12 protein-coding genes are annotated in these 13,278 nt (G+C 67.4%); 9 read left to right on the top strand and 3 right to left on the bottom strand.

Annotation, left to right across the window (positions count from 1 at the left end):
* The first annotated feature begins 4 nt into the window (after window positions 1-4).
* The 7 genes from AC4D2Q_RS09300 (at window position 5) to AC4D2Q_RS09270 (ending at window position 8,490) form a co-directional block, all read left to right on the top strand.
* Window positions 5-655, top strand: coding sequence for a hypothetical protein (locus AC4D2Q_RS09300; protein ID WP_490946170.1), 651 nt, complete (start codon window positions 5-7; stop codon window positions 653-655).
* Complete coding sequence (locus AC4D2Q_RS09295; RefSeq protein ID WP_490946169.1) at window positions 652-2,067, top strand: MmgE/PrpD family protein; 1,416 nt, start codon at window positions 652-654, stop codon at window positions 2,065-2,067. Before AC4D2Q_RS09300 ends, AC4D2Q_RS09295 begins: the two co-directional genes overlap by 4 nt.
* Window positions 2,064-3,452: an FAD-dependent oxidoreductase gene (locus AC4D2Q_RS09290; protein ID WP_490946168.1), complete on the top strand. Its 1,389-nt coding sequence runs from the start codon at window positions 2,064-2,066 to the stop codon at window positions 3,450-3,452. The genes AC4D2Q_RS09295 and AC4D2Q_RS09290 overlap by 4 nt, the downstream gene beginning before the upstream one ends.
* A 64-nt stretch (window positions 3,453-3,516) precedes the next feature.
* Window positions 3,517-4,746, top strand: coding sequence for a CaiB/BaiF CoA transferase family protein (locus AC4D2Q_RS09285; protein ID WP_490946167.1), 1,230 nt, complete (start codon window positions 3,517-3,519; stop codon window positions 4,744-4,746).
* Complete coding sequence (locus tag AC4D2Q_RS09280; protein WP_490946166.1) at window positions 4,743-5,555, top strand: cyclase family protein; 813 nt, start codon at window positions 4,743-4,745, stop codon at window positions 5,553-5,555. The genes AC4D2Q_RS09285 and AC4D2Q_RS09280 overlap by 4 nt, the downstream gene beginning before the upstream one ends.
* Window positions 5,552-7,030 (top strand): MmgE/PrpD family protein, encoded by a 1,479-nt coding sequence (locus AC4D2Q_RS09275; protein WP_490946165.1) that lies wholly within the window; start codon window positions 5,552-5,554, stop codon window positions 7,028-7,030. The genes AC4D2Q_RS09280 and AC4D2Q_RS09275 overlap by 4 nt, the downstream gene beginning before the upstream one ends.
* The gene (locus AC4D2Q_RS09270) at window positions 7,027-8,490 is read left to right on the top strand and encodes a dihydroorotase (protein ID WP_490946164.1); all 1,464 of its coding nucleotides are present in this window, start codon (window positions 7,027-7,029) and stop codon (window positions 8,488-8,490) included. The genes AC4D2Q_RS09275 and AC4D2Q_RS09270 overlap by 4 nt, the downstream gene beginning before the upstream one ends.
* Window positions 8,491-8,584: 94 nt before the next feature.
* Here AC4D2Q_RS09270 and AC4D2Q_RS09265 read toward each other — a convergent pair whose 3' ends face one another.
* The gene (locus AC4D2Q_RS09265; protein WP_490946163.1) at window positions 8,585-9,022 is read right to left on the bottom strand and encodes a nitroreductase family deazaflavin-dependent oxidoreductase; all 438 of its coding nucleotides are present in this window, start codon (window positions 9,020-9,022) and stop codon (window positions 8,585-8,587) included.
* A 129-nt stretch (window positions 9,023-9,151) separates the two neighbouring features.
* Between AC4D2Q_RS09265 and AC4D2Q_RS09260 the strand changes: the two genes are divergently transcribed.
* Complete coding sequence (locus tag AC4D2Q_RS09260) at window positions 9,152-9,541, top strand: VOC family protein (RefSeq protein ID WP_490946162.1); 390 nt, start codon at window positions 9,152-9,154, stop codon at window positions 9,539-9,541.
* 44 nt (window positions 9,542-9,585) lie between these two features.
* On the opposite strand, the gene AC4D2Q_RS09255 is transcribed toward AC4D2Q_RS09260, so the two are convergent.
* Window positions 9,586-10,743, bottom strand: coding sequence for a Gfo/Idh/MocA family protein (locus tag AC4D2Q_RS09255; RefSeq protein ID WP_490946161.1), 1,158 nt, complete (start codon window positions 10,741-10,743; stop codon window positions 9,586-9,588).
* 122 nt (window positions 10,744-10,865) lie between these two features.
* Between AC4D2Q_RS09255 and AC4D2Q_RS09250 the strand changes: the two genes are divergently transcribed.
* On the top strand, window positions 10,866-12,056 hold the full coding sequence (locus AC4D2Q_RS09250; RefSeq protein WP_490946160.1) for an ROK family transcriptional regulator: 1,191 nt from the start codon (window positions 10,866-10,868) through the stop codon (window positions 12,054-12,056).
* A 53-nt stretch (window positions 12,057-12,109) separates the two neighbouring features.
* Here AC4D2Q_RS09250 and AC4D2Q_RS09245 read toward each other — a convergent pair whose 3' ends face one another.
* Entirely contained in the window at window positions 12,110-13,255 is a 1,146-nt protein-coding gene (locus tag AC4D2Q_RS09245) for a thermonuclease family protein (protein WP_490946159.1), read from the bottom strand.
* Window positions 13,256-13,278 lie beyond the last annotated feature (23 nt).

Here is a 13,278-nt window from a genome sequence, read left to right as displayed (position 1 = left end):
CCCCATGCAGATCCTTGCAGTGACCCCCATCGCTGTCCCGGAGGACGAATTGAGGCGCCGGCAGGACCGCTACAACCGGCTGGTCCCGGCCCATCTCACTGTCCGCCTGCACAACCTGGGCACCGGCTCCTCGGTGCCGCGCGCGCTGGAGACCGACGACGACGTCGCCGCCTCCGAGGCAGCCGTCACCGAATGGTTCGCCGCAGCAGATCCGGAGGGCGTGGACGCGTTCCTGCCCGACTGCGTGCTGGATCCCGGCGTCGGCCCGGGTGCCCGCGAACAACTCCGCCCTGTCCTCGGCCTGACCAGGCTGGGGGCGAATTTCCTCGCGGGCGCCGGGGCCTCCCTCGGTGCGGTGGCTCGCAACGATGCCATCGCCCGGGAACTTGACCGCAAAATCGCCTCCTACGGGCTGGGCCTGTACGAACCGGTGTCCGTGCTGGGTCTGGCGTTGGCAGACATTGCCGACGACTCCGGTTGGAACAGGGCGGTGGACACCGCTCTAACCGGGGTCTCCGCCGACTACGTCCTGAACGCCTGCTCCGCCGTGAACCTGACCCGCCGGAGCCCCGGCGGCCCGGTGCTGGTCGATCCCACCGCCCTGGCCCTGCAGCTGGCGGGCCTGCTCACCGATGTCGGCAAGGTCCCGGCATGAGCCTGGCTTCCCGCCCGGAACTGTCCGAAACTGCTGCCGCCGTCGGCTCAGCCGTGGACAAGCTGGCCTGTTTCGCAGCGGACCTGGACTACGCGGCACTGCCCGAACCGGTCCGTGAACGCCTGGCCCTCATGCTCACGGATCTGTGGGGCGTCACGGCGGCCGGCAGCCGCACTCCGGAGCAGCAGGCGCTGTGCACCGCCTGGCAGGCCGTGCCCGGGGATTGTCCCGTGCTCGGCAGCGGAATCAGCTCCACACCGGAGACTGCTGCGTTCCTGAACGCCGTGGCCGCCTGCCAGTTGGAACTGGACGAGGGCAACAAACATGCCCAAGGCCACCCCGCCGTGCACGTAGTCTTCGCCGCCATGGCCGCCGTCCAGGGAGAGTCCCGGCCGGTGTCCGGCAAGGAATTCCTCACCGCAGTGGCCGCAGGATATGAAGTGGCTGCCAGATTCGGTCGTGCCCTGACCCGTAACCCGGGCTGGCACACCCACGGACACTGGGGTGCCACCGGTGCTGCCTGCGCAGCCGCCCTGATCCGCCGGCTGCCGGCGGATCAGATCGCGGCCGCCATTGACGCCGCCGCCGGGCTGGTGCAGGTAGCCGCCTGGGACATGGTGCTGGGCGGTCAGTACACCCGCAACCTCTGGGCCGCCGGCGCCAACCTGGCAGGGCTGAACGCCGCTCGGCTGGCCGCTTCCGGGCTGACGGGCAATGACGGTGCGGCCGCCATGAGCTTGGGTACGCTGGCAGGCACCCTGGACCCGGAGCGGATGGTGGAAGGACTCGGCCGGGACTGGCTGCTTCCGCAGGGTTACGCGAAGCTGCACTCCTCCTGCTCCTACACCCACGGAGCCGTGGACCTTGCCCTGGAACTGCGGCCGGAGCCCTTCGATATGGACCGGATCTCCGAAGTGCGGGTGCACACGCATTCCCTGGCCGCCCCGCTGTTCCCGGGGACCGGCAACGGTGGGCCCCGAAACCGACTCGCGGCCATGTTCGACTTTCCGTTTGTGGTGGCCAACGCTCTTCTGGCCGGGGAAATCTCTCCGGCCAGCATGGCCCCGGAGGCTCCGGGGTTCGGCACCGCGCAGCAGCTGGCCGCCAAGGTCAGCGTCACAGCCGATCCGGCGTATGACCGGATGCTGCCGGACCAGCGGCGCACCCGGCTGCAGATCCGGTTCACCGACGGCACCGTTACCGCCGCCGAGTCGCCCAACCCGCGCGGCGATGTCGATCATTTCCCGCTTGACCGCACCGGCATCGGCACCAAACTGGCCGCCCTGATCGGCGCCGGTCCAGCCAGCCGGCTGGATGAGGCAGCCCGCGGCCTGCCGGAAGCAGCCGATGCAGCCGCACTCCTCAACACCTTGATGACCCCGATGAACTCCCCGGAAGGAGAAGCCCAATGAGCGAGGATGATTTCGCCGGACCCGATCTGGTGGTTGCCGGCGCGGGCGGAGGGCTGATCGCGGCCCTGCGCGCCGCCCAACTGGGACAGTCCGTTCTGGTGGTTGAAGCCAATGAACATTTCCGCCGCGGCAACAACACCGCCATGTCCACCGCCATGATCCCCGGAGCCGGCTCCCGCTGGCAGACGGAAGCCGGAGTCCGGGACACACCGGAGGCCTTTGTCGCGGACATCATGGCAAAGACCAAGGGAACCGCGGATCCCGTGCTGGCCGCAGCGCTCGCCAAGGTCAGCGCCCGGCTGGTGGAATGGATGGCCGATGACCTCAAGCTGCCCCTGAGCCTGGTGACGGATTTCTCCTATCCCGGACACAGCAACCACCGTTGCCATACCGTTCCGGGCCGAATCGGCACCGCACTGCTGGACGCCATCTGGGAACGTGTTGCTGCTGAACCGCTGATTGACCTGTACAGCCCCGCGCGGCTGATGGACGTGACCACCGAGTCGGGTGCGGTCACCGGCGTCGTCGTGCAGACCCCGGACGGTAACGAGGAAATCCCCACCAGGGCGGTCCTGCTGGCGACCAACGGATTTGGCAACAACAGCGAACTGGTCCGGAAGCACCTTCCCGAAATTGCCGGCGCCCAGTACTACGGAAGCGAAGAATCCCGCGGAGACGCACTGCGCATCGGCACCGGGCTTGGCGCCGATACAGCCTATTTGGATGCCTATCAGGGTCACGCAGCGCTCGCAGCGGCGTCGGCAACGCTGGCCGGCTGGGCCACCGTGATGCACGGGGGATTCCTGGTGAACGCGGAGGGGCGGCGTTTTGGCGACGAGACCATGGGGTATTCCGAGTACGCCCTGGAATCCCTGAAGCACGCCAACGGGCAGGCCTGGATAGTGCTTGATCAGCGGATTTTCGAGGCCTGCGGAAGCTTCTCGGACTTCCAGGCGACCGTCGAATCCGGCGCCCTGAAGTGGGCAGATGATGCCGCCGAACTGGCTGCGGCCACCGGAATCAGCGCTGCGGGACTGCAGCACACCCTAGACCAGACACAGCGGATCGCTGCCGGAGAGGCCGTGGACAGTTACGGCCGGACCCACTGGGAGGAGCCCCTGGTCGGAAGAATCGGTGCCATCTCGGTTGTTCCCGCCCTTTTCCACACCCAGGGCGGACTCCGGGTGGACGGCAATGCCCGGGTGTTGAAAGCCGACGGCACCGCCATCGCGGGGCTCTACGCCTCGGGCGGTGCAGCTAACGGCATCTCCGGCCACGGGGCGGGCGGCTATCTGGCCGGTAACGGTTTGCTGCCGGCCCTGGGACTGGCGTTGCTGGCAGCCGAAGATGCCGCCGGCACCGGTCCGGACCCGCAGGGGCCATGACAGCCGTCCCTTCGGCTAAGCAACCCGAAGATTTGAACCAACCATGAGAACGGAACAAGACAACGTGAGCGAGCAAGTTGTATCTCCTGAGCAATCAGGCACAGGCACGGGTCCGCTGCAGGGCCTGCGGGTCCTGGACGCGTCCACCATTCTTGCCGGCCCGCTCTGCTGCCAGATGCTTGGTGACTTCGGTGCCGAGGTCATCAAGATTGAGCACCCGAGGATGGGTGACAGCATGCGCGGACACGGAGAAAGCAAAGACGGGGTTTCCCTCTGGTGGAAGGAGATTTCCCGCAACAAGCGCACCCTCGGTCTGAGCCTGAGCACACCGGACGGCGCAGAGGTCTTTCGGCGTTTGGCCGCAACGGCCGATGTTGTGGTGGAGAACTTCCGTCCCGGCACGCTGGAGCGCTGGGGACTGGGCCCGGAAGTGCTGGCGGAGCTGAACCCCGGACTGGTCCTGGTACGCCTGACCGGTTTCGGCCAGACCGGCCCGTATAAGGACCGGCCGGGTTTCGGCACACTGGCTGAGGCCATGAGCGGCTTCGCCCACCTCACCGGACCGGCAGACGGCCCGCCCACCCTTCCGGCTTTTGGGCTGGCAGACAGCATTTGCGGCATCGCGGCCTCCTCAGCCGTCCTGATGGCACTGCGCCACCGGGATCAGACCGGCGAAGGACAAACGGTGGACATGAGCATTCTGGAACCCATCATGACCGCGGTGGGGCCCAGCCCCACCGTCTATCAGCAGCTGGGCGAGGTTGGACAGCGCCACGGCAACCGGTCCACCAACAATGCTCCGCGCAATACCTACCTGACCAAGGACGGCAAATGGGTGGCCGTCTCCACCAGCGCGCAGCGCATTGCCGAGCGGGTGATGGAACTGGTGGGGCATCCGGAAGTGATTGCCGAGCCGTGGTTTGCCGCCGGGAACACCCGTGTGGAGCACGTGGAGGAGCTGGACGCGTACGTCGGAAGCTGGATCGCGGACCGCAGCCGGGAGGATGTGCTGGCGGCCTTCTCCGCGGCAGGCGCCGCCGTCGCCGCCGTCTATGACGCCCGCGATGTGGTGGAGGACCCGCACATCCGTGAAACGCAGATGCTGCTTGAGGTGGAAGACCCGGAACTCGGCCCGTTGCTGCAGCACAACGTGATGTTCCGGCTCAGCAAAAGCCCGGGGCAGATCCGGTTCACCGGGCGCAGCCTCGGCGCGGACACCGCGGACATACTGCACGAAATCGGCTACTCGGACACAGAGGTCTCCAGTCTCAGGGAAAGCGACGTTATCAAATGAGCGATGCACTGCTGGAAGCAGTCACCAACGGCATCACCTTCGTGGATCTTGGCCGGCAGCTGAGCGTGGGCATGCCGCAGTCACCCAACCATCCGCAGTTCTGGCATACCCTGCCGCGCCGGCACGGGGACATGGTCCGTGCCGACGGCGGCAGTGCCGCGAATGACATGATCACGACCGGCACCCACGTGGGCACCCACATCGATGCGCTCGCGCATGTCAGCCAGGACGGCAAGCTGTTCGGCGGGGCGGACGCAGGCCAGTCCTGCCTGGGCGGCAAATACGTGGAGCACGGGGTGCACACGATCGAGCCCATGGTCCGCCGCGGCATCCTCTTGGACGCCGCCGGCTACCTCGGTGACGACGTGCTGGAGGGCGGCTATGAAATCACCGTGGCAGACCTGCAAGGCTGCCTGGCCACCCAGCAGGTGGACCTGCGCGAAGGAGATGTGGTGCTGATCCGCTCCGGCTGGGGGCAAAGGTTCGCCGAAGGCACCGCCTACGTGGGCAAGGACTCCGGAGTGCCCGGCATCAGTGAGGCCGGCGCCGAATGGCTCGCCGCGCAGGGCATCCACGCCGCCGGCGCGGACAGCATCACCTTTGAACGCCTGGCCCCCGGCGGCGGCCATGCCTCCTTGCCGGCGCACCGGGTGTTCCTGGTGGAAAACGGCATCTACATCATCGAAGCCCTGGACCTGGAGGAACTGGCCCAGCGACGAATCTACGAATTCACGTTTGTCCTGGTGCCGCTGAACATCTTCGGCGCCACCGGATCCCCCGTCCGCCCGCTGGCGCTGGTGAGCGCATGAGCGCCGTCGACGCCGGGGAGCGGACCCTGGCACAGCAACTTGGCGATTTCGCCGCGGGAATCCGTTACGAGGATCTGCCCGACGAGGTGATTCAGAGCGTCAAGGCCCGGGTGCTGGACATTCTGGGCATCGCCGCCGCCGCGGCCCCACTGGACACCAGCCGGGCTGCCCGGCGTTGGGCCGCAGACCAGGGCGGCACGCCGTCGGCCTCCGCCGTGGGTGTCGCTGACCAGCTGCCGGCCAGCCAGGCCGCGTTTGTCAACGGCGTCCTGGCCCACTCGCTGGACTACGACGACACGCATCTGCCCTCCGTGCTGCACCCCAGCGCCAGCGTGATCCCGGCGGTCCTCGCTGCTGCGCAGGCCGCCGGAAAGGACGGACGGGAGACCATCCGTGCGATCGCTATTGGACTGGAAATCTGCGTCCGGCTGGGCATGGCCGGATATGACGTGGAGGCGAAGAACTCCACCTTCTTTGAGCACGGCCAGCACGCCACCTCCATCTGCGGGGCCATGGGCGCCGCGGCCGGGGTAGCCGCACTGCTGGGCGACGGACAGCTGGTCACCGATGCGCTGGGCGTCACCGCGTCCATGGCCTCGGGCATCATTGAATCCAACCGCACCGGCGGCACGGTCAAGCGCATCCACTGCGGCTGGGCCGCGCACGCCGCCGTCAGCGCGGTGGAACTGGTCCGCTACGGGCTCACTGGCCCGCCCACTGTGCTGGAGGGCAGGTTCGGCTTCTTCCAGGCCTGGCTGCAGGGCAAGTACAGCCCGGAAGCCGTCACCGACGGGCTGGGGGAGCAGTGGCAGGTGCCGGACATCTTCTTCAAACCGTATCCGGCCAACCACTTCACCCATGCCGCGGTGGACGCCGCGGCCGCACTGCGCCGCGCCGGCATCGGGCCCGACGACGTCGAATCCTTCACCCTCGGCGTGCCGGCACCGAACCTGCGCACCATCGGCGAACCGCTGGCAGTCAAGCAACAGCCGGAAACGGGCTACATGGCCCAGTTCTCCGGACCGTACGCGGTGGCCGCCGGGTTGATGGGCGGCGGCGGCCTGGAAGTGGGCCTTGACGACTACACAGACGAGCTCGCCAAGGACCCCGTCCGCCGGGCCATCATGGCCCGCGTGGATGTGGTGCCCGACGACGAATGCACCGCGATTTTCCCGATGCAGTTCCCGGCCGTGCTGACCGCCCGGCTCACCGACGGCCGCACCGTCACCGAGAAGGTCCTCACCACCCGCGGCGGGCCGCAGCGTCCGCTGGGCTTTGAGGATCTGGGCCGCAAATTCGAGGACAACGCCCGCCGCACCCTGGCTCCGGGCGCCCGCGACCATCTGCGCGAGACCTGCCGGACGCTGCAGGACTGCACCGACCTCTCCGTCCTGTTCAAGGACCTTTCCGCAGCCGACACCCCCGTGCCCGGCACCCCCACAAACCTCCCCAATGTAGAAAGAGGAAACAAATGAGCAACTATGACCTGCTGGTAAAGAACGTCCAGGTTGTCCGTCCCGGCGGCAACGGCGCCGAAGCCCTCGACCTTGCCATCAAGGACGGCAAGTTCGCCGCCATCGAGGCCGGCATTGATCCCGGCACCGCCGCCGAAGTGGTGGACGGCGGCGGGAAGCACCTGTTCCCGGGCGTGGTGGACGTCCACCAGCACTGGGGCATCTACAACGAGCTGGGCGAGGACACCGAGTCCGAAAGCCGCGCCAGCGCGCAGGGCGGTGTCACCAGCGGCATCACCTACATCCGCACCGGCGCCTACTACCTGAACAAGTCCGGCCCCTACAAGGAGATCTTCCCGGAAATCCTGGAGGCCGCGGACGGCCGGGCCTACATCGACTACGGCTTCCACGTGGCGCCCATCCTCAAGGAACACATCGAGGAAATCCCGGACCTGCTGGACATGGGCGTGCCGTCCTTCAAGATCTTCATGTTCTACGGAATCCACGGCCTCCACGGCAAATCCAGCGACCAGGGCAAGTTCCTGATGATTCCGCCGGAGGACTCCTACGACTACGCGCACTTCGAATTTGTCATGCGCGCCATCGAAAAGGCCCGCCGGGATCCGAAGTACGCGGACATTGCGGACCAGATCTCCCTGTCCCTGCACTGCGAGACCGCGGAAATCATGCGGGCCTACACCAAGCTGGTGGAGGATGCCGGCGAGCTGAAGGGCCTGGAGGCCTACAGTGCGTCCCGGCCGCCGCACTCCGAGGGGCTGGCCATCACCATCGCCTCCTACCTGGCGTATGAGACCGAGCTGCCGAACATCAACCTGCTGCACCTGTCCTCCCGCAAGGCCATCGAGGCGGCCATGATGATGCAGGAAACCTTTCCGCACATCAACTTCCGCCGCGAGGTCACTGTGGGCCACCTGCTGGCGGACTACAACACCGCCAACATGGGCGGCAAGGTCAACCCGCCGCTGCGCTCCCCGGAAGACGTCGAAGCGCTCTGGGAACACCTGCTGGCCGGAGACTTCTCCTGGGTCACCTCCGACCACGCCTGCTGCAAGGACGAGACCAAGTTCGGCGACCCGCGTGATGACGTGTTCCTGGCCAAGTCCGGTTTCGGCGGGGCGGAATACCTGCTGCCGGGCATGATCTCAGAGGGCCGCAAGCGCGGGCTGTCCTACAACCGGATCGCGGAGCTGGTCTCCAAGAACCCGGCTGAGCGCTACGGCATGCCCGGCAAGGGCGACCTGGCTGTGGGCTTCGATGCAGACTTCTGCCTGGTGGACGACGCCGTGCAGTACACCGTCCGCGCCGAGGACTCCATGTCCACCCAGGACTACACCCCGTTCGAGGGCTTCGAGCTCACGGCGACCGTTACGGACACCTACCTGCGCGGCGCCCAGGTCTTCGGGGACGGCCAGATGGTGGGCGAGCCCCGGGGCAAGTATGTGAAGCGCTCCGGCAACTAGAACCGGGGGAGGAGCAGGAGTTTCCCTCACTCGAACGACAACGACGACGGCGGAGCCCAAGCGGCTTCGCCGTCGTCGTCTCGGTTAGTAGGGGCTAGTCCATCCGTTCCAAGACAAACACCGGAATCTCCCGGTCCGTATTGGCCTGGTAGTCCGCGTACGGGGGATAGGCAGCCACGGCCCGCTCCCACCAGGCGGCCTTCTCCTCGCCGGTGATTTCCCGGGCCCGCATGTCCCATTTCTGCGGACCGTCCTGCAGCTCCACGTGCGGGTTGGCCAGGATGTTGAAGTACCAGACGGGGTGTTTGGGCGCGCCGCCCAGGGAAGCGACGACGGCGTAGTCGCCGTCGTGCTCCACCCGCATCAGCGGAGTCTTGCGCAGTTTTCCGGACTTGGCGCCGACTGTCGTCAGCAGGATGACGGGGCGGCCGTTGAGGGTGGTGCCCTCCGTTCCGCCGGAGCTTTCGATCAGTTCCGCCTGCTGGCGGGCGAACTTGCTGGCACTGGGGGCGTATTCACCGGTAAGAGGCATAGGCACAGTCAACCGCTTTGCCGGGGCAAGGTCCAGTCAGCCTTGCTGTGCCATGATGATTGCGACCGCGGCCCTATCCGCCGCGGCACACGCAGAAGCACTCAACAACGCACGAAACCCGGGGGAACAATGCGGCTACATCATGTTCAGGTCTCGATTCCGAAAGACGGAGAGGATCAGGCGCGCAGCTTTTACGCCGAAGCGCTGGGTCTGACCGAGGTTCCCAAACCGCCGTCGCTGGCCGGCCGGGGAGGCTGCTGGTTCCGGGCGTTCGAGGGCGACAGCGTCGTGGCTGAAATCCATTTGGGCGTTGACTCACCCTTTGTTCCGGCTCAGAAAGCCCACCCGGCGCTGGTGGTGGCGTCCGCTGAAGAACTCGAAGAGCTGGGCGCACGGATCGAATCCCGCGGGTTCGAAGTGTCCTGGCAAGAGCGGCACACCTTTGAGGGCTATGACCGGTTCCACTGCCGGGACCCCTTCAACAACCGCGTGGAAGTCCTCTCGCCGCTGGCGGAATAGTCCCGGGCCGGCAGCGTCAGCGGGCATCGTTTAGCCGCCAGCGGTTAGCGGACGGGCGTCCAGCTGCCTGCCTTGTCCGCACTTCGGGACACAGCTCCCAGCACCTCCTGAACCTGCAGGCCGTCAGCGAACGACGGCGCGGGCTGGGTTCCGGCGGCAATTGCCTCCACCAGGTCCTTGGCCTGGTGGACAAAGCCGTGCTCGTAGCCCAGTGAATGGCCGGCGGGCCACCAGGCCGAAACGTAGGGATGCTCCGGTTCGGTCACCATGATCCGGGTGAAGCCCTGGCGGTCCGGGGCGGCCGCAGTGTCATAGAAGTCCAGGCAGTTCAGGTTTTCCAGGTCAAAGCGGAGGGCGCCGAGGCTGCCGGAAATCTCGAGCTGCAGGGCGTTCTTGCTGCCGGTGGCCATGCGGCTGGCCTCGAAGGTGCCCAGCACGCCGTCGTCAAAGCGGCCGGTGAACTGGGCGGCATCATCCACCGTCACGGGCGCCCTGTCGGCGGAACCGCCGTCGTCCGCCGGAAGGGGACGGGTGGGAACCAGGGTCTGCAGGGTGCCGCTGACCTCGGTTAGGTGATGGCCGGTGACGTACTGGGCCAGGTCCACGATGTGCGCGCCCAGGTCGCCGAGCGCACCGGATCCGGCGTGCTCCTGCTGCAGCCGCCAGGACATGGGAGCATCGGCATCCACCAGCCAGTCCTGCAGATAGCGGGCGCGGACCTGGCGCACCGTGCCGATGGCGCCGTCGGCCACCAGATTCCGCGCGTGGGTGGTGGCCGGCAGCCGCCGGTAGGTGAAGCCGGTCATCGCGCGGACGCTGCGGGCGGCAGCGCGCTCGGCGGCGTCGGCCATGGCGCGGGCTTCCTCCACGGTGTTGGCCAGCGGCTTTTCGCAGAGCACGTGCTTGCCGGCGTCGAGTGCGGCAACGGCGATCTCCGCGTGGGAGGCTCCCGGAGTGACAATGTCGACGACGTCGATATCGTCCCGGGTGACGGCTTCCCGCCAGTCGGTGGAAACTTCGGCCCAGCCCCATTTCTGCGCGGAAGCCTCTGTGCGGGCAGCATCGCGGCCCACCAGCAACGCCATCTCCGGCTGCAGCGGCAAGTCAAAGAACCGGGGAGCTCCCCGCCAGCCCTGCGAGTGCGCAGCCCCCATGAATCCGTGGCCCACCATGGCTATCCGCAGCGGTGTTTGAGTGGTCATGGTTTCTCCTTGGGCTGGGCAGCGGGCGTGGTTGCGGTCACAGTAACAGTATCCGCCGATGGAATGCCGGGATTCGGCCCCCGGTCGACATAAGGAACCTGCAGTCATGTTTGAATGGCACGGTGATCGATATTCGGAAGCCCCTGCCCGCCGTCTCCGGGACCAGCGAGCTGTTCCAGCTGCTGCGCGACGGCAGGCCGCGCACCCGCACCGAACTCGCGGATGTGCTCGGTGTTGCCCGCTCCACCATCGCCCTGCGGGTGGAAGCGCTGATGGCACTGGGGCTGGTGGCACCGGTGGACGACGCCGTCTCCACGGGCGGGCGGCCGTCGTCGCGCTTTGCGCTGCGCACCGAAACCAAAGTGGTGCTGGGCGTGGACATCGGCGCCTCGCACCTGCGCGTGGGACTCACCGATCTGGGCGGCATCCGCCTGCAGGACGGCTCCCGGAACGTGCGGGTCACTGACGGTCCGGAAGCTGTGCTGGACGCTGTGGCGGAACTGGGAGACGATCTGCTGAAGCGGGCCGGCCGGTCGGCGGCGGACCTGCTGGCGATCGGCGTCGGCGTTCCGGGCCCGGTGGAACATGTCACCGGCCGCCCGATCAACCCGCCGATCATGCCCGGCTGGAACGGTTTTGATGTCCCGGGCTATCTGCAGGGGCACTTTGAGGTACCGGTGCTGGTGGACAACGACGTCAACGTGATGTCCGTGGGGGAGAGCGAGCTGGCCTGGCCCGGCGTTCAGGATCTGATCTTCGTGAAGGTGGCCACGGGCATCGGCGCGGGCATCATCTCCAACGGAACGCTGCTGCGCGGCGCGGACGGAGTGGCCGGGGACATCGGGCACATCCGGGTGCCCCGCGGGGAGGACCTGCCCTGCCGCTGCGGAAACCACGGGTGCCTGGAAGCGGTGGCATCGGGTCCGGCGGTGGCCCTGAAGCTGCAGGCGCTGGGACGGGCCGCCGAGGACAGCCTCGACGTGGTGGATCTGGTGAGGCAGGGCGACCCGGAAGCCGTCCGGGTGGTCCGGCAGGCCGGGCGGGATGTGGGCGATGTCCTCTCCGCCTGCCTGAGCATGATGAACCCGGCGGTGATCGTTATCGGCGGTTCCATGGCTCTGACCGGAGAGCACTTCATCGCCGGGGTGCGCGAGGTCATCTATTCACGCAGCATGCCGCTGGCAACGCAGCACCTGCAGATTGTGCAGTCCGCCTCGGGGCTCGACGCCGGAATGGTGGGGGCGGGCATGCTGGCAATCCAGCATGCCCTGTCACCGGAGAGCATCGACGCCATGCTGGCGGCGGGGGTTTAGCTTTCCGCCTCACCCGCGCCGCCAGCAGTTACCCGGTCAGGGGTGTTGCCGGTTTAGCAGGGACGCCAGGTTTTGCCGCCGGGCGCGTAGCAGCGCGGACCGGTGTAACCGGGCGGGTTGCTGTTCTGTGCCGGAGGAACGTACTGCTGCGCCGGCGGAACGTAGGCGGCCTGCCGGTCAGCCTCTGCCTGGGCAGCGGCGATCCGCCGGGCCTCGGCCTCAGCTGCGACGCGCGCCGCTTCCGCCTGTACTGCGGCAACCCGGTCCGCTTCGGCCTGCGCGGCTTCGGCTGCCCTGCGGGCTTCCTCGGCAGCCTGCCGCTCGGCTTCGGCCTTCGCTTCCGCCGCCTGCCGCTCAGCCGCGGCCTTTGCCTCGGCCGCCTGCCGAACCACTTCATCCTCGGCACCCTGACGTTCCTGCTGCAGGGTGGTCAGCTCGCCGTGGCGTGAATGCACCGTGCTCCGAGCAGCGGAGACCCGGGCCTGCAGATCGGTCCGCTGCGCTGCTGAGAGCGCGGTCCAGACCATTGATTTGCCTTCCCTGGCGCCCGCCTCGAGGGCGTCATACCCGTCATCGACGGTTTTGATCAGCGCATACACGGCGGTGGCAGCGGCCGCGGCGGACGCAGCCGTGGACCCTGTTCCCTCTGCGGCAGCCTGGGCGGCGGTGTCCTCCAGAGCGGCGACCATGGCCGGAACCGTGCACTCAACGTCTTCGGCGAAGAGCCCGACGCCCTGTTCCTGTGCTTCCTGATACGCCTCATCTACGGGCGGCCGGAATTTGGCATTCGGCTCGTATGTGACGGGAACGCCGAGCCCGCGGCGGGCAATCTCGGCGTTGATGAGGAGATCGTCGTCGTCGTACACGGCCGCGAGGGTGCGGCCGTAACGGTCCTCGCGTTCGACGTCGAACGCCAGCGTCACCGTGCTGCCGGCAGGCAGGGCCTGGGTCAGGAAATCAGAGGCCTCGGGACCCATGCATTCCACGGGTTTTTCGGGGTCCTTGGTCTCGGGAGTGTTGACGTTCAGCAGGCGGACGGTCAGTTCCTGATCGTCGTAATCCACCACGAGAGTGTCGCCGTCAATGACCCGGATGACTTCGGCTTCATCGGCATTGCCCGTGGCAACGATGGCCAGGGTAGTTCCGCCGGCAATAACGACGGCGGCGGCTGCGATGGCCGCCTTGGCTCCGCCGATCATGGGAGGTTCTTTACGGGAGGCGC

The organism is Arthrobacter sp. TJ-178 (assembly GCF_058269275.1).
The sequence above is the reverse complement of the archived record's forward strand: the minus strand, read 5'-3'. Positions and strand labels throughout refer to the sequence as shown.

Excerpts from the sequence above, each read along its gene's own strand:
- AC4D2Q_RS09290 (WP_490946168.1), top strand. The coding sequence starts at position 2,064 with ATGAGCGAGGATGATTTCGCCGGACCCGATCTGGTGGTTGCCGGCGCG.
- AC4D2Q_RS09245 (WP_490946159.1), bottom strand. The coding sequence starts at position 13,255 with ATGATCGGCGGAGCCAAGGCGGCCATCGCAGCCGCCGCCGTCGTTATT.
- AC4D2Q_RS09295 (WP_490946169.1), top strand. The coding sequence starts at position 652 with ATGAGCCTGGCTTCCCGCCCGGAACTGTCCGAAACTGCTGCCGCCGTC.
- AC4D2Q_RS09270 (WP_490946164.1), top strand. The coding sequence starts at position 7,027 with ATGAGCAACTATGACCTGCTGGTAAAGAACGTCCAGGTTGTCCGTCCC.
- AC4D2Q_RS09265 (WP_490946163.1), bottom strand. The coding sequence starts at position 9,022 with ATGCCTCTTACCGGTGAATACGCCCCCAGTGCCAGCAAGTTCGCCCGC.
- AC4D2Q_RS09280 (WP_490946166.1), top strand. The coding sequence starts at position 4,743 with ATGAGCGATGCACTGCTGGAAGCAGTCACCAACGGCATCACCTTCGTG.
- AC4D2Q_RS09300 (WP_490946170.1), top strand. The coding sequence starts at position 5 with ATGCAGATCCTTGCAGTGACCCCCATCGCTGTCCCGGAGGACGAATTG.
- AC4D2Q_RS09260 (WP_490946162.1), top strand. The coding sequence starts at position 9,152 with ATGCGGCTACATCATGTTCAGGTCTCGATTCCGAAAGACGGAGAGGAT.
- AC4D2Q_RS09275 (WP_490946165.1), top strand. The coding sequence starts at position 5,552 with ATGAGCGCCGTCGACGCCGGGGAGCGGACCCTGGCACAGCAACTTGGC.
- AC4D2Q_RS09255 (WP_490946161.1), bottom strand. The coding sequence starts at position 10,743 with ATGACCACTCAAACACCGCTGCGGATAGCCATGGTGGGCCACGGATTC.